Below are 18,893 nucleotides of genomic sequence, written 5' to 3'. Positions count from 1 at the left end.
CATGCTTAGCGGTGGTCAACGATCAGTTTACGATCAAACACCTCTCCGTCGCTTATGGCAATTCGGAGGAAATACACTCCGTTCGTCAAGCCGGAAACGTTCAATTCATATTCGTCCTCACCCGTTTTCAGAGCTTCCCCCAGGTGTACGCTGATCAATCGGCCCGAGGCTTCATGAATGCGTACCTGTACAATCTCGACCTCCGGGTTATCTAACCTTATTTTGGTTTGCACTACCGCGGGATTAGGAAACAGATGTACTGCATTAGGTACCTTTTCGCTATAAAACTGGGTATCGGCTATTGCTTCTACTTCTAGGTTTCCTGCGATAATTTGTTCTTCGAACGTTTTTCCACTACCTCCACAATTCGAGGCCGTACCCCCAAGACCGGAAGGTAGGTCGCCGGTTTTGGTCAAGAACAATTTATCGAGCCCCAGACCATCTTCCCTGTGGCCAATTTCAATTTTATTGATACCCTCTATAAGCTCAAAACTTCGGGGTTTGCTCAATTGTTCATTAAGGTGTACCCTGTGCCATACGAATTCATTACTGGCGGGAATACTGTTCCATCGCACCCAAGCCCCGTTGTTCACACGGATCCAGAAACTATCGTTGACACCTGACGGCGTCCTTACGAGTCCGAAAATAGCATAGGTACCTTCGCTTACCGAAACATTGTAGGTCAATACCGCAGCCCCTATACTTCCAGAAGAAGAGTTAAAGCCTGTGGGTGGCACCACATATTTGCCACCTGACCGGGAGGAATCCTCGACTACGGTCCATCCCGAACCAAGCACACCACACTCCGCCTCTATCCAAACTTCTTCTTGGGCATCGTTATTGACCGTAACAGCGACCTCGTCAAAAGCGGTCCGGCCTTCATCATCCGTAACCGTAAGTCGCAGTACATATACCCCTTCGACCAAGAAAACGGCCTGTAACTCCAGTGTATTGCTATTGGTCATAATGGCCGTATCCGGTCCTGAAACCTGAGACCATTGGTAACTTACGGCCCCACCGTCAGGATCATGGCCGCTTCCCACCAAGCTGGTTTCATTAGCTGACAAATCGATTTCAATATCATCACCGGCATGGACTACAGGATCGAACTGAAGTACGGAGCCGCTTCCTATGATCTCAATGGCCGACAGTTTGGGTTCGTTTCTACCATCGCTGCCTTCCGCATCGAAGACCAAGTTCAACCGACCATCCTCGATAGTCGCATTAAAGCTTTTTATCACTATGGTCTCCGAACCTGATTCTGCAATAATATCAAAATCGTCGAGTATTTTAGTGCCTTCCATTTCTACATCAAAGACGCGTCTGCCTACTGCTCCCGAAGCCCCTCCTTGGGCGCCCCAAAAGATTTCGGCAAAATGAAGCACCACTTGATAGCTTCCGTTCGGAACGGGAATATCATAGGCAAAGACCGGTGGCAAGGCACTGCGTTCCGTTTTATACAACTGGGGTACATTGGCACTCGCATTGGTATACGCCTTGCCTCCCACAAAGTATTGGTCGGCCGCAAACACCTGACCGTTATGGGTCATTTCAGGTCCACCGGCATTGATCCGTAAGGCAAAGTCGTTGACAACGGGCTCATCTACCTGAACGGTGACCGTATGTGTATCGGTCTTCCCTTGGGCATCGGCAACGGTCAGACTGACCTCATATACACCAGGATCAACAAAGGTATGAACGGGATTCATTTGTGTAGAACTACCGCCATCTTTAAAGTCCCATGTATAGGAGACCACTTCCACATCATCGATCGAACCGCTACCGTTAAAGTTCACTTCTAGCGGTGCCACACCATTTAAAGGCGTTGCACTGGCAAAAGCGACCGGCGCTTCGTTAACGGCACCTACACTAACAATCTCAATGGCCGATAGCTTGGGCTCGTTTTGCCCATCCGGTGCATTGGCATCAAAACCAAGGTTTAGCACGCCGTCGACAAGGGTTAGGTCAAACGTTCGGGTCACCACGGTCTGTGGTCCCACTTCATCGAAGATATCGTAATCGTCCAAAATGGTATTTCCTTCCATGACCACGTCGAACACACGTTTTCCTACAGCACCCGTTCTTCCACCTGTAGCGCCCCAAAAGATCTCTGCAAAATGCAAGGTCACCTGATATTCACCGTTTGCCAACGGAATGTCATAGCCAAAATTAGGAGGCAATGCACTGCGTTCGGTCTTGTACAATTCAGGTACTTCGGCACTGGTATTCGTATAAGATTTACCTCCTACAAAATCACGGTCCGCCACGTAGACCTCTCCGTTATGGGTCAATTGTGGGCCTCCCGCATTGATTCGCAAGGCAAAATCACCCACGACTACCGGCTCTTCGACCACCACGGTCAGGGTTTCCAGATCGGTAAGTCCTTCTGAATCCGTCACCGTTAAGCTTACGGTATAGGTTCCTTCAGTGTTATAAACATAGACCGGATCGGCCAGCGATGAAGTATCACCGTTTCCGAACGACCATGCGAAATTTAGGTTTTCCGCACCATCGTCATCAGTTGAATTGCTTCCTGTAAAACTCACCTCCAAAGGAGCCTCCCCATTTAAGGGCGTAGCCGTAGCCACGGCCTCGGGTGCCTCATTCGCTGCTTCAACGACGATAGTCACCACATCCACACCAACTTCACCTTCCTCATCGGCAACGGTAAGGGTAACGTCAAAACTCCCTGCATTGGTAAATGTATGTTCAACAAGGGCTCCTGAACCATTTGCCGTTCCATCCCCAAAGTTCCAAGTATAGCTTACAATATTTTTATCATCACTAGAACCATTGCCATCAAAACTCACGACCAAAGGAGCCGTTCCTGTAGAAACATTTACCCCTATGGATGCGTATGGTGCCTGGTTCTGTTGTGTTTCTTCCTGAACACTTACATTCTCGAACACTGCCGTCGTAAGTTCATCATCGTTATGGGAAGTGGTAGCCAGGCCTACAAAGATAGTTTCGTCCATAGGTAAGACCTTCGATCCGACGAGGGTCCAATTTCCATTTGTTTCAGAAACATATCCGGTAAAGGTATTACCCGAACGCACTAATCGCACATAGTGGGGGAAGCCTCCCGGAACCGATTGTGGCGTTGTAAAGTTAGCACTACCCATTGCAGCACCCTTGACCGGACGATCTTGGAAGCTATGCCCTACCCCACCTAAGTTGTTGGGGTTAGGCGAAATGACCATTTGGGCAAGAACCGAATTGGCATCCAGATCATTTCTCATCATGACCCCTGCTTTGGCCCAGACACTGGTTGCTTCCAAACTCATTACTTGTGCAACGATTTCACCGTCACCGGTCAACTCTCTGTATACGTAATGGAACTCATCGGCACTGCTCCAAATATCGGTACCTGAAGCAGTGACCTCATATCGACCGTTCTCAAAACAGGTTTCTCCCGCTATTTGAACCGAGCCTATATCGCTATTGGCCCAAGTATCAGGCAATGCACAAGGAAGAACCGCGTCATCTTTACTTAATATCTCAATACCCGATAGTTTGGGTTGATCGATACCATTGGTGCCCCCTGCATCAAAATGCATATTTAAAACACCGTCTTGTACCACAACCTCGAACGTTCTCACCACTGGGGTTTCCGGACCTGACACAAGGTTAATATCGAAATCATCAAGTACGGTGTTTCCTTCCAAAGAAACATCAAAGACACGTTTCCCTACGCCTCCGGAGCCTCCACTTGTAGCGCCCCAATAAATTTCAGCAAAGTGCAGGGTCACCTCATAGGTGCCATTTTCCAAGGGAAGGTTATAGTCAAATACAGGTGGGGTAGCACTACGCTCCGTCTGGTACAACTCAGGCACCAATGCATTGGCATTTTCAAATACCTTACCGCCAACGAAGCCTTGATCCTGTACAAAGGTTTCCCCTTGGTAAACAAGCTCTGGGCCACCTACGTTAATCCTCAAGGCAAAGTCAGATACCACAGCCTCTTTGGCCTCTACCTGCACGGTAATCGCATCTACCAAATCACCCTCATCGGTAACCGTCAAGGAAACATCGTAAACACCTGCCAAGGCATAAGAATGGTTTACGATAGCCGTAGTAGCCGTATTTCCATCCCCAAAATCCCAAAGATAGCTGAGCGATCCTTCGGGATCGTTCGATGCACTACCGTCAAAATTAAACGATAGGGAGTTTGCCCCGTTCAATGGCGTGACTGCGGCAATAGCGGTCGGCCCTGTATTAGGCGGTGCCGAAACCGTAATCGTCGTCGATGCCGTTCCTATTAAATTCCCATCATCTATAACGGTAAGGACGACTGTGTAAACACCAACCGAGGTAAAGGTATGGCTCGTATCAGGATCGGTGCTATTTGCCGTTCCATCTCCAAAATTCCACTCGTATCGTAAGGTAGCCGGATTTTCATCGGTCGACCCACTCCCCACAAAATCAACATACAAGGCAGCTTCCCCTTCCTGTACACTACTTTGAAGCATGGCTACTGGAGCTTGATTCTGAGGGGTAACGGTTATGGAAACCGTTGCCGTAGCCGAAAGTCCCGTTTCATCTTCAATCGTGTACTCAAAACTATCGGAACCGACATAACCTGCGTCGGGCGTATACAAAACAGAGAGCCCATCGCCTTGAAGCACAGCTTCCCCATTTTGAGGTGTATCTACGGTAACAATCGTAATGGCCTGACCATTAGGTTCCGTATCGTTCGCCAACAATCCCTCCAAAAGAATGGCCGTATCTTGAGTCGTTTCTATATCATCACCCACGGCAAGCGGAGCTTCGTTTATAGCGACCGTCAAGGTTGTGGTAGCCGTAAGACCATTGAGGTCTACCGCCTTCAACACTACCGGCACACTACCCGTAGCATCTATAGGGGCTGTACCCGAAACCGTAGCGGCCTGGGCATTATAGGTCAACCAAGATGGAAGGCTTCCCCCGTTTACCGTAGCTGTTACGGTCAACTCATTACCCACATATCCTTTGTCAAAATACGAGGCGACATCTATGCTGAACTCCTCCCCTACATTGGCCAAATACTCTTGGTCGGGCTGCGCCGTCGGTACGGCCTGAGGACGGATGTTTATGAAATAGAACGTATTATCGTTCCAATCACAATTTGCCGATCCCGCACCGCAACCGTTCTGAACAAAATCTTGTAATACGATATATTCGTTCGGAACTATATTGCCATTGTGGTCGATTACCTTGTAAACCCTAGCCCCCAACAAGTCAGGTCTATTCCCTGAAATATTGTTTCCTCCGGTCGTTAGGTAATTGGCAACCGCAATTCTAAAAGGCTCGGAAATCGAATTACTAGTATCAAAACTAATTACTCCCGAACCATTCTTAGGCAATAAGGTCTGGTAGTTGCTTCCCGTATGGGAAAAACTGATTCCACCAACGGTTTCCGTACCACCGACCTCAACAAATCGGGCTCCGTTTGAACCCGTACCGTGTAAGGCCGATAATTGAATACCGATAACCGGTTGATTTGGATCTGCCTGAACAAAGGCATCGCTCAAAATCAAATCTCCTTCATAGCCTGCCTCAATATTTGCCTCAATTGGAAAATTGGAGCTTGGTCTGTAGGCAAGGTTATTGGGCGGGGTAATACTTCCCTCATCGTTAACAATACTCAACATGCTAGATTGGAAACCAAAGGCATCGAAGACTTCCTGTGCATTGATTTCATCCCCTCCTTCAGGCTGGGGCGCGTAACCTCCGTGAAGCACGGCGGTACTGCTCAACGCATTGTCCGCACTCGAAACAATTTCAATATCTTCTACAAAAATACCATTGTTGCCACTTCCCGTAGTCGCTATAAAGGTAATGTCTACATCGGCATAACTTCCTGACGGAATCGTAATAGGCAATTGGGCCGTGTTCCCGTTCGCATCGAGTAATTCAAACGTATAGTCGTTGGCATCGGATATATTGACTTCGGTCACGACTAAATCACCCGTACCCGTATTATTCAAGCGCATGACATTTGTATCATGAAATTGAGCGGAGCCGGGACTACCCAAGCGATAAAAGGTATAATAATCATCTGCCGGAAAACCTCTATCGGTACCTGGTACCTTGGTCATATTTTCTATGGCCAACAAAGCACCCGTTGGGGTTTCTATAGTAAAGTTGTACGTCTTGGCAAAACTATTGCCATTGTTATCCTCGGCCGTAACGACAAGGGTATGGTCTCCTTCGTCGGCTATATCGAAGGCGTCGGTATAGCTTTCAACCGGCGCTCCATCAAGCACATATTCTATAAAGGCTATGCCTCCACTTCCGCTTTCATCGGTAGCCTCTAGAGCGATATTTACCGCTCCCCTAAACACATCGGTAGCTCTTTCATTTCCATTGAATGTCGCCAAAATAGTTGGTGGCAACAAGGAGCTATCAACAGGGGCCAATCGAATATAACTCACCTTGGCGTTATCTCCGGCAGGAGCCAAAGACAATCGCAGCAGACCATCGGTCACCTCTACCCGTTCGGTATTTTGAAAACTTTCATAACTCTCGGGAACGATACTTTCTTGATCATAATCGACCACAACAACCCCATTTACATCTAAGACATGGTTGCTGTCCGCATAATCGGGATCACCGGCAACACCAATATTCACTGAGTAGATACCATTAGGTACCTCTACTATCCAATCGCGGAGCGGATAGGTATTGGCCGACCTATGCCCTACAATGGAAAAGGTCTTTACCAAGGCATCGTCGTTCGTACCCGTATTTCTATTCCTTGCATTGGCCGCGGCATCGGCCGGGGTAAGCGTACCTGGTATTACCCATCCATAGTTAAGGTCTCCGAGAACGGTATTTTGTACGCCATAAGGTGCACCGACATCATCGATATACCCCTCTGGGGATACCTCCAATTCATCCGGATCTTGAAAATTGAACTGATAGGTATAGACCAACTCGTTGGTAATTTCCAAGGCAATACTCACAACGTCACCTTCATAGTTTGCCGCCGAAGCGCTGATCGTAGCCTCATAAGACCCGATGGGCAAACCTGCAACATCGACACCCACTTCAAATGCCGTACCCATTTCAAAGGTATCGGGAAGAACAACCCATTCCTCGGTGCTTTCCAAATTTATTTCTGATGAGGTAATCCCTCCGTTTCCGTTTAATGTCAACGATTGTAAAGGCACGTTCTCTTGGTTGATCGAAGTAAAGAAACTCATATCCTCCTTATCAAAATCCAAGGCCAATACGCCACTTTCGAAAGGAATTACATTATCGATGATAAACATATAATCTTGATAATCGCCATTGGAGGCATCCTCAAAAGCTATGAGGTAGCTATTTTCAACAGCATTTCCTTCCCTATCATTTACGGGATATATCCTAACCCTATGGGCCACTCCACCGGTGTTAATTGCATCTTCGGTATAATTGAACCTACCAAAGGATTGCGATTCCACGTAGAATCCGAATACCGCGCCTTGGGGATCAAAAGTGTCGGTACCTGAGGAAATGGGCGGAAATAGGGTCTGTGCATTTGCTATATCATCTGCCAGCACCCCTACTTCATGGGTGACCACGGTTCCATCGTTGGTATACCAACCGAAAGGCAATTCTTCCCTTGGGGAATAGCGTCCAACGGGAGTAACCTTAACGGGTTGCTCGGATGCCTTCACCCATCTTTCCACTTCTACCTCATCACCTACAGGAGAAGGATCCGTGGAGCTGGACAAGGACGTCCATCCTACCGAAATACCGATTCCCAAAGCATCGACAACATCTTGCAAGGCAGGTTCCTGACCTCCTTCAAAACCAGATTTTTTCAAGGCATGCAACCCTATTTCAAGGCTGGGGGTATCTGTATCATCACTTTCTAAAGTAAGTACAGCATCTTGATAACCTAAGTCCGCTCCGTCTAAACTGGGTGTATAGGTCAAAGTATATATTTGACTTTCCCCTGGGTTTAGCGTTACGCCGCCCGAAGGTTGAACAGCACTGAATTGACTTGCGAAAGTACCTGTTAGGCTTGCACTCGCAATATTTAGCACGGCATTACCGTCATTGCTTACCTCTACCGTTTTTGTATCGGTGTTGCTTCCTTCGTTGTTCGTTGTCGCTTCAAAAATGAGCTCATCGGGAGTAGCCACTATGGATGGCCCCATGCTTGCCGGCGTAGCCGCCCTTAGCAGGGTCAACCGAGCAGTTCCGTTATTGTCGCGGTCGTATTCCGAAATATAGATATTCCCTGTTGTGGGGTCTTCCACCACATCCAATGGATCATCAAAACCACTAAGTCCTGGAATACTACTATAGGCTTCGGCAATATCGCCGCTTGATTTGGGGTCCAATACCAATAAGTCGTCCTGTCCGCTAAAACGGACTACCATAAGAAGGCCCTGTAATTTTCCTTCAAAGGCATCACTCTTATATTCTATGGCTCCGTTGGGCGATTTGTTCTTTCCAAAATCAAATGCAGGTTCACGATAATTTGGATCTGGCGCCAAATCATCGGGGTATTTGCCCACATCGGTATAGGAGGCCTCCACCTGACCGGGCAATCCACTATATGAAATACCACCGTGATTCAAGATAAACTCGCCCCTGTAAGGGTTGGGGTGGCCATGATACGACCCTCCCTTGGTCTTGAACAACCAGTCTTTTTGTGTTTCCCCGCCTAGTAATTTAGGAGCATTGGGTATTGTGGTCAAGCCATCGATACGCCTTGCCAACGGATAATCAGAAGTTGAAGGCGAATTGGGCGAACTATTATTGTTACCGGCGGTTCCGTTGGTAGGCACATATAACCAACCATTGGAATGCCATACCAAATCATAGGCATTTCGAATACCCGATGCGAATATGGTCAAGGGGGAATTGGTCGCATACGGATTGTAGGTAGCATCACTCATTTGCAGACTACCGTTTGGAGCGGCATTGATCACCGAAATATCATCGGTAGTATACACGCTCAAGGGTAGGCTATTGGGCAATTTGTCCAATTCCAACTTTAAGATAGCCGCGGCCAAAAGGCGTTCGGGCCTATTGCCCCAATTGCCATCGGGACTACCACCTGCCGAGTTACTACCTTGGCTGATATATAAATCGCCTTGGTCATCAAAGGCTATACTGTTGGTCAAGTGATCGTTTACCGACCTAGGCAAATGGATAACAAGATCTTCTACCGTAGACAAATCCGATCCAGTCAAACGCGAGAGTTTGCCATCCCACTCCGGTCCACCCGAAATAGAGGCCTTACTATGGGTTACATAGGCTACAAGATTATCGGCAGTAGATGCTGGATCGAATGCCAAACCAATGATCAATCGGTCATCGTTGCCCCTAGCGCCGGTTTCAGGATGGGCCGAGCCTTGTAAGGGTGGACTTAAAATCTCTAAATTGCTCAAAGTGCCATCAATAGCCATATCCCACCTATAAATTTGGCCATCTGAATTAAAGTTGCCAATGGTACTGGCATATAGCTTACCATCGGGTCCGATCACCAAACTCGAAAAACGTTGGTTATCTACACCGGGGCCTAAATTGGCCACACCCGAAACCTTGGTAAATTCAACTCCTGTCAAATCTCGAATAGGTATGGTTCCATCATCGAGTTCGCCCGTTTCAAATGTAGATTCAAAAGCACGGAAGGGTATTCTATCATTTAAATCGCCCCTTCGGTTTGCCTCTATGTCACTCGTAAGAACAAAGCGATAGGTCGTAAATTCCTTTAAATCTTGAATCGGGGTCAAGGTAATGGCGTCTCCCCCTCCCGTATCATTGGAATTGGAAGGCACTATAACATCTCCGCCTGCGGTAACCTCAAATAGATTAATATTGCCCGCAAGGGTGTTATTATCTATTTCATAATCATCAGGAACGATAACCTCAACGTTAATCTGAAAATCTTCGATTCTCACATCGTTGGCATTATCGGCGGGATTAACATTGGCGAAATACGGTTGGACAACGCCACTGCCTTGGGTAATTTCCAAAGAGTTCAATTTTGTATTGAAACCACCGGAAGCATCTATGGTAAGCCTACCATCGGTAACCGTGACGTTGGCCACTCCCGAAGAGAACCTGGTAGAAGCGCCCTCGACCCCAGTAGGCGAATACCTATTTATGGCATTGACACCTTCAATGTTTATGGTATGCAAAGGTTCCGTACCCGCCTGACCATCAACATTAGGATCACCTACGCCTACGGCCACCGTGTAATTTCCATTGGGTACCTCCATTTCCCAAATTCCCTCTTGCCCCTCAGGTTTTACGTTTTGATACTGCATATGCACTAGGGTATTCCGTAAAATGTCGATTCCCGCAACCGCTCTATTGCGAACCCTTTCGGAGAGGTCCAAGCCCGTTGTTCCGTCAGTAGCCAACCAACCGTAGCTATATCCATTACCGCGATCGGCATACGCCAAACCGGAATCTACCAGATATCCTGAAGGTGGTACGTCTTCGGGAAGCGAAAAATTGATCTTAACCGGCTCAAAGGCCACCACATCATCGGAAACTATCCTAAAATGTTCGAAAGTATGATTTACATTGGCAGTGGTTTCCCTTCGTTTTGTATTGAAGATACCCGCGAAAGACAAGTTATCATAAGAAGAATTTCCGGCAACAAAACCCAAGGGTAGTGGCAAAGAACCCACTTCAACCTCAGCTCCACCGTTCAAGGAGTAGTATCCAACAAATAGACTGTTCTCAACATCCACGAATAACCGCAGACCTACGTTACTCGAATGTAAGTCCGTAATATCATCGGCTTTAATGGATTGTGAAGTCGACGAAAGACCATCTAATTCAGACAGTAATTCTACCCTATTGCCATTAGAAGCCACCAACTTTACATAGTTATCCTCATCGAGACCGAACCACACCCCGGCCTGCTCCGAATTATTCGAGCCATCGCTATACGGGTTCACCAAGGAGGTTTCTATACTAAAACTTCCGTAGCTATCGGCATCGACGGCTACCCCCAAGGTATTGATCTGTGAATTTACATCTGTGCTCGTTCCGGCACCTGGACCATTACGCAGATAGGCGATACCATTTGCGGCATTTAGAACCAGATTGCCATTGGACAAGCTTATCCTACCGGGTTCGTACCCCGGAACATTGGGATTGAAAGCAGTGCCATCTACCGCCAGTCTTGCCGAGGGATTATCGACCATGGTAAAGCCTGTATTGGCCAATCCGCCTTCGGTCCCGTCAAAATTCAAAGAAAAGGGCAAGCTTACCTCAAGCTCGTCACATTCTAAAATACTAATAGGGGAGCAAGCTAGGCTAGGTGCATCGTCAAAAGGTTTGATATTTCTGACAATGACGACAATATCTTGGTAGTCAAATCCGGAAATATGTTCCTCCGTAGCGATAATATAGGCATTCTCTTCCCCAGGAAGCTCATATACCCGCACATGATGCGGAATGGCATCGGCGAATGTATTGAGGGCATCTTCGCTAAACAAATGTCGGTCGCCAAAGAATGGCCATCGACTATAGAAACCAAAACTCACCGCGCCTGGGTCAAATTCGGTTGCCCCCACGATTGGTGGGTTAAGTGTCTGTCCGTTACTAGCGGGACTATTGGAAACCGTAAACAATTCCGAAGTAGTATTGACATCACCACTGACATACCATCCAAAGGCCACTACCGGAGTGGTATTGGTAGGTCCGTACACACTCAACAACTCTACGGTAACCGGGGCGTCAACGGCCCTTTCAAATTTTTGAACGGCTACCTCATCACCTAAAATATCATTATAACCGCTGCCATTCGGTAAATTAATGAGGTTGGTCGTAGGATCGGTATCCCCCACGTTTACGGCGCCATCGCCTAACTGGGTATCCAATATCCATTGCAATGAAGGCTCATTATTTCCTCCCAGTCCCGTTTTACCCAGACCGTTCAATGGCACGACTACGGGTTCGGCATTGCTGCCCGTCAAGGTCAATTCCGCCGATTTAGGTCCGTTCGATGTCGGTGTAAACAGCACCTGGAACGAGGCCGAGTTCTGAGCGTTTATCGAGGTCGGCAAACCGACAATCGAAAACTGATCTTGGTCCGCCCCTGAAATTTGGGCCTGGACATCCACCAAACTGGCATTCCCCAAATTGGAAAGCAAAATCTCGCTCGTGAATGATCCCGAATTGGAAATAGCATCACCTGTTACCTTTTCCGTATCCAATACGATAAGTGGTGTAGGCGAAGCCTGATTACTAGGTTTCAGCAATACGATTTGGCTTCTTCCATAGTCCGATACATATATATTTCCGTTAGAGGTATCCTCCACTAAATCTAGGGGGTCTTGAAAACCTGTAAACCCTGGTATTCCCTCCTTAAAGGTCGATATATCCCCTCCTGATCCGTCGGGCACCAAGGCGATGATATCACTTCCCCCACTGTACCGAACCACCAATAAGGCCCCTTTTAAGTTTCCGTTTTCGGCATTACTCCGATATTCGATAACCCCGTTGGGCGATTTATTGAATTCAAAATCAAAGGCTGCTCCTCTATAGTTTTCGTCTGGCTGCACATTGTCATAAGCAGATTTGCTAACATCGGCATCGCCTCGGTTTAAGACAAACTCACCTCGGAACGGATTCGGATGTCCGTAATACCCCATAGTGGTATTAGGGTTAATCCTAAACAACCAATCCCGCTGTACATTGTTTCCGTTTGAAAAGGGAACAACAGGATACAAGGGGTTGCTATGATCGTAAAACGAACCATCGGGCCGTCGTGTGCCATCAATAGATGCCGGAGCATTACTACCGCCTGCGGTCCCGTTCGCCGGTACGTACAATTGTCCATTGGAATGCCATACCAAATCGTAGGCATTACGAATACCTGTAGCGAACAATTTTAAAGGTGCATTTACGTAATACGGATTGTATAAGCCATCCAAGGTCGGGGAATTGACATCCACGTTGTTTATCGCCATGGCATCCCTCGTGGTCCTTACGTTCAATGGTAAAGTACCCGGTAAAAGGGAAAGATCCAACCTCAGCGTTGCAGCCGTCAATAAACTTTCTTCCCTATTGCCCCAAGAGTTATCGGGTTTCCCTGCGGCACTATTACTCCCTTGGTTAAAATAGATTACATTGGGTTCTCCGGGTCTAAACGTGAGACTATTGGTTAAGTGATCTTTGGTAGACCGAGGTAAATCGGTCACCAGCAATTGTTCGTTTTCTAGGTTGGCCCCAGTGAGTCTAGATATTTTTCCATCCCAGTCCGGAGCGCTATTCAAGCCTCCCGAATCGTGCGAAACGTAGGCGATCAAGTTAGACGAGGTAGCCGCAGGATCAAAAACAAGCCCCACGGAAGTACGGCTTCCTCCATAAGCGGTTTTCCAAGCCGTAAGTACTTCCTCATCGGTCAGGGTTCCGTCCGTATCTATGTTCCATCGGTGAATATCCCCTGAGATTTCCAATCCGTACAACTTGTCATCAGGTCCTATGGTAAGGGTCGAATATTTTCCATTTGAACCCACGACGCCCGCATTGGTAAATGAAACGTTGTCCAAATCGGTAACCGGTCCGGTATTTCCATCACCTGTAGTAAATGAAGAAGTAAAGAATTCGAAAGGTTCCCCTACCAAATCCAACACCCCATCAATTTCAAAAACATAAACGGTATTGGCCTCCAATGGGAGGTTCGGTACCAAATTAATGGCATCGCCACCACCGGTTCCATTAACACTGGCCCCAATAGGGGTAGTACTCCCTTGTTTAAACAAACGTACCGTAGCGTTGGTGATGGTCGTATTGTCAACCCCCGCATTACCATTGGTATCGGAGTTTGGAAGAAAGAGGTTATTCGCGGAAACACTAGTGCTCACCGATACCCCCGTAGCTCCCTCAGGTGGGGTTATCTCGACTACCTTTGGGGTCTGTATACCCACGGAAGTGGCCACTATCTGCACACTATTGATTTTTGTATTCTTACCGGATCCACCTAAGGGATCAAGGGTGAGTCTATTATCGCTAACATTTACTATGGCACTTTCCGATGTAAACCTGGAACTTGCACCGGCCGTACCCGTAGGCACATAGTCGTTCACCAAGGTCACCCCTTCGGCATTTATCCTATGGGCGGGAGTATTGGATGCAGGAGTATCGACATCGGGGTCACCTACGAAAACCGTTACCAAATAATCACCGTTCGGCACTTCAATTTCCCATTTGGCATCGGCCAGGTAACCATTGGATGCATTGGAGGAAACATCCCCATATTGCATATGTATCAGGGTATTGTTCAAGTCGCTTACCCCTGAGACGGCCCTGTTTCTTCCATTTTTGGATAAATCGGCGGGCTGTGATGTATTTGCATCCAACCATCCATAAGAAAAACCGTTGCCCCTATCGGCATAGGCATCACCCCCATCTTTTTCATAACCTGCCGGAGCGTCCGTAACCTGATCTGAAAAATTGATGTTTACCGCAAAATCATTGACCGCTTCGGTAATTTCCAAATTGATCGTCATTTCCGCATTGGCATAGCCCAGATCAGGTTGATCGCTTGCAAAAACGGTAGTACCGTAAGAGCCTACGGGAATATCCGAGCGAACCTCAAATTCTATTTCGCCCAATACCGGATCCGTTGGCAAAATCAACCACGAAGCCGCATCGGGATCATCGGAAAGCACAAAGGTGGGATTACCCGAGCTGGCAGAAACGGTAACACTCTGCGTAGCGATATCGGAGCCCTGTTCCCCGCTAAAATTCAACTCGTTGATATCGAAGGAAAGGACTAAGGGCTCTGGCTCCCCTTCTACGGCAAAATCCTTGAACAGGGCCGTAATGCTTTGGTCTACATCCGCTCTTCTGTGCGTGGTGAATATTCCGGCAAAGTTCAATAGCTGTGCCGGATTTTCGGTATCGTAGGTACTTCCTGAAAAATAACTGGCCGGTACGGATAAACTGTTCGTTCCGCCTTGGGAGACCAAGACTTCGGTTCCCCCATCAAGTGAATAATATCCCGAAACCGTATTATTTACGGGATCAAATTCCATACGCAGATTAATATCTCCCGTATTTGAGGCCAAATTACCCGTATTCAATTCAAAGTAGGCCGTTTGGGAGGAAGTCCCATCCATGTTCTCTAAATGTAGCTGGACTTTCCTAGTCGTGTTCCCCGTTTTTGCGACCGCTAATTTTACGATATGATCCTCATCAAGCCCATACCAAATACCCGCCTGTTGCGAATTATTTCCCGCACTCACGGAAAAATCGGGATTTTCGAGAGTAGCCGATACGCTGAATACGGTTGACGGTAGGGGCAAACCAAGGCCCAAGGCATTCATTTGTGAATTGGTCTCCGTACTATTCGGTGTGCCCTGAGCGGGCAACTGACTGTAAAAAATACCTTTAGTACTTGTTATTGAGAGTCCGGAAGCATCCCGTCCCAAAAGACCGGGAGCGTATCCGGTAATATTTTCATCGGCAAGGCCGTCATCAGAAGCCAACCTGGCACTCGGTTCCAACACCATGGTAAAGCCCGAGTCGGACAACTTGCCATTGGCTGTGGTAAAGTCGAGCGCTAAGGGCAGTGATGCTTCCAATTGATCACAAGGCAACGAACTCAAGGGGCTACAGGGCGAGACCTCAACCACGTCGTCAACATTGACCGTGATTTGGGCAGAAACGGTATTCGTTCCATCACCGACCTCGACCGTAAGTACATATTGTGCTACGGTCTCGGCATCTAAGGGAATTAAGGTAGTTAGTTCCCCATTGTTGGGATCTAGGGCAAAGGTTCCAGCATCGTTACCTGCGGTAATCGCGTAGGTCAAGGGATCCGAATCCGAATCGGAAGCCACTAGGGTAGCAATGGAAGTCCCCACAGGAGCATCTTCCGCAATAGCAAAGACTTGATCTTCCATAAGGGGAGCTGAATTCAATTCCTCGGTCACTACTACGGAATAATCCGAAGCGAGACGTATCCCTCCAATTTTAGCATCGTTGGTACCCACCGAACTGATGAACAAGCGATCGATCTTGGGGGTTCCCTCTACTGTATGGCTTCCTGCCGCGGTCCATACCGTCTGGGCCAAATCGAGCTTGGGTTCAATGGTCCAAGAATAGGTAATGGTACCGGCCCCATCCCATTCGCCTTTTACCACGAACTGGAAGGTCTTATCAGATTCTACCGGTAAATTTCCGTTATCGGACCCGGGGCCTGCCAAGCCAATTCGGGCTATAAGGCCACTACTGCCATCACTGGCCACCTGTTCCCTTACCCATTGATCTCCAGGCACATCATCAGCGATGAGAATAGCCGTACGGACCCTGTTGCTTACGCTCCCCACCTTAAAATAGGTGCTAAAATAAAACGGCTGGTCGGCCTCCAAGGTTATCGGGGCTTCCGTTAAGGGTATCAAGTCGTGCGTATGGGCTCCATTGGAAAAATCAAGGGACTGGGTGGTGTTTGGGGTAATTCCTTCCCCTAAAACCGGTATGGCCACGTCAACGGGCTTCTCCTTGAGCCATTGCGTAGGTGCCACCTCATGTAAGTTACCCAGGGCATAGGTATCAAAATCATCTAAAAAGGAAAATGATGAAGGCGCAACCGACGTAACCGTCAAGTCTATATCCAATACGGCCGGAACAAAACCCTTTGCCGTAGCAATAACCTGTGCATTTCGGACATCCCCTACTAAGAGGGAAGTTCCGTCAATAGTAAATTCATATGATCCGATATCATTTTTTACAGGAAGGGTAAGCCAACCGTTACTAGCGGTTTCGTCAATATTATCATTGATGGCCAAACCAATATCAACGGCACCCGCACCGGCCAACTCGGCGACAAAGCTTGTGCTTTCACCCGCTTCTATGGTTTGGTCGGCAATAGCCGGAGTAAAGGCCAATATTCCGTTTACGGGGCTTGCGGTAGTTTCCACCACATCGATATGCGTGATTTTGGAGTTAAATCCACCTGTTCCGTCAATTGTCAACAGTCCATCGGATACCTGTACCACCATAGTGGAAGTACGTACTTCCTGCTCAGCGGGAACAAAAGCGGAAATAATGGAGTAGCCTTCAACGGTAGCACTATGTCGACTATCGGTATTCCCCACGGCCTTATCCCCAAGTCCTATGGTTACCTCATAGACCCCATTGGGAATTTCCATTTCCCAGAACAGTTCGTTCTTTCGGGCCTGGGCGTTGCCCCAACCTGAAATATTGTCCCCTTGAAAATGGACCAAGGTCCCTTCCAATTTTTCCTGAAGTGGAGCCGCATTATAATTCGATATATTCCCTAATCGCATACGACCGACCCCTGTAGCGTTGCCCGCAACTTCCTCCGAAGCATCAAAAGGATTTCCTGAGGAAGCCAGTTTCCAACCATAGCTGTAGCTATTCCCATTCTGGGTCACGGCAGCATTTCCAAAAGCTTTTCCGTAGTCGGCCAGATATCCGGCTGGAGGAATGGTCACGCTAGGGTTATCTTGAAAATTGATATGTGCCTCAAAGGGAAGTTCTTCCTTAACCACTATAACCGACCAATCTTGGGTCGTAGCGCCATCTTCCGCCGTAACGGTATAGGTAACCGGACCATTACTGAAATCAACGGGCACTCCGGATGCCGGAGTACTATTGGCCCCTGAAGAAAGTGTAATCTGCGGAGCCAAGGCCGTTAGGTCAGAAGTATTATCCACTTCTATGTTTATGGTATGTGCTTCGGTATCTATTAGCGCAGCCCCTGTTTCGTCTAGGAGTACAAAAGTTGAAATGTCCGTTTCCATATTGGCCAAGATGATTTCATCAACAGAAAAATCCTTATACGAAACCACCATGTTTCCAGAGGTCGCCCTTCTGGTGGAGGTCATGATTCCGGCATAGGTCAAAGCCGCGCTTGCACCATCGTTGTCATGGTCGACCCCGGCAAAAAATGAAGTCGGTGCCGTCATAAATTCGTCCACCCCCGTTACCTGAAGCATTTCACCCCCGTCTAAACTGTAATAGCCCCTTACCGAGTTATCGGAAGGGTCGACCACGAGTTTGAACCCTATGGAAGATACCGTACTGGCCGCAAAGGCCGAAGTATTGAATTCCGACAGGATCAAATTAGCTGAATTTACAGGATCGGTCTGCTCTAGGAGCATCTGTATTTTTTGCTCGGTAGCAGAGCTTTTTACGACTACCAATTTTACAAAATTGTCTTCATTTAGCCCCAACCATATACCCGCTTGTTGTGATTTATTACCTGCCGTAGCGGTAAAATCGGGTTGATCTATGGTAGCGGAGACCTCTATTACATTACTTCCTATGGGGAATCCGGTGCCAAGGGCGTTCATCTGGGAATTGGTAAGCGTACTATTGGGAGTCCCCGAGAGTTGGCTATAATTTATCCCATTGGTCGCCGTAAGGTTTAAGCTTCCGCCACTAATCGAAATATGGTCAGATAAGAGTCCGGGCACGTTCGGATCGGCACCAAGATCATCAGCCGCCAATCGGGAAGATGGTGGATCTACCATGGTAAATCCGGAATTAAGAACCCCTGCATCCGAACCGTCAAAACTTAGGCTCAAGGGCAATTCAGATGCTATTTCTGCACAGTTTAAGGTACTAATAGGCGAACACTGGGTCTGCCCAAAAGTAAATGTGGTCAACAAAACCAATACGGTCAGGAGAGTAATTTTTTTCATACGCTAATGTGTAAAGTTGATTTGGAATTCAGATTTTGAAGACGAAGCGGGTAAGCTTCGTTGGTATGGGGGAGAAAAATAAATGGGGGAGAAAAATGAGCACGAGTACTCGACCGGTAGATATAACGGATAAAATTGATGGGGGAAGATAATAGGGTAATCGGTAACGTTCCGAAATGACGAAAAACGTCACTCCAGACACTTGGTTTGGTCTGCTTCATTTTTAATAGGTCGGTTTGGTCAAACAACTACTAAAATCCAAGCAATGTGGGAAAA

At 47.7% G+C, this 18,893-nt stretch carries 1 protein-coding gene; it reads right to left on the bottom strand.

What is annotated here, in order from left to right; translation table 11 throughout:
- Positions 1-5: 5 nt before the first annotated feature.
- Positions 6-18,617 carry a malectin domain-containing carbohydrate-binding protein gene (locus B4Q04_RS07085; RefSeq protein WP_088696350.1) on the bottom strand — a complete coding sequence of 6,204 codons (18,612 nt, stop codon included), beginning with the start codon at positions 18,615-18,617 and terminating at the stop codon, positions 6-8.
- Between the last annotated feature and the right edge of the window lie 276 nt (positions 18,618-18,893).

Source organism: Zobellia sp. OII3 (genome assembly GCF_002211465.1).
In the GTDB taxonomy this organism is placed as follows: domain Bacteria; phylum Bacteroidota; class Bacteroidia; order Flavobacteriales; family Flavobacteriaceae; genus Zobellia; species Zobellia galactanivorans.
Note: the sequence above shows the minus strand (reverse complement) of the source record. Positions and strands in the feature narration are given on the sequence as shown.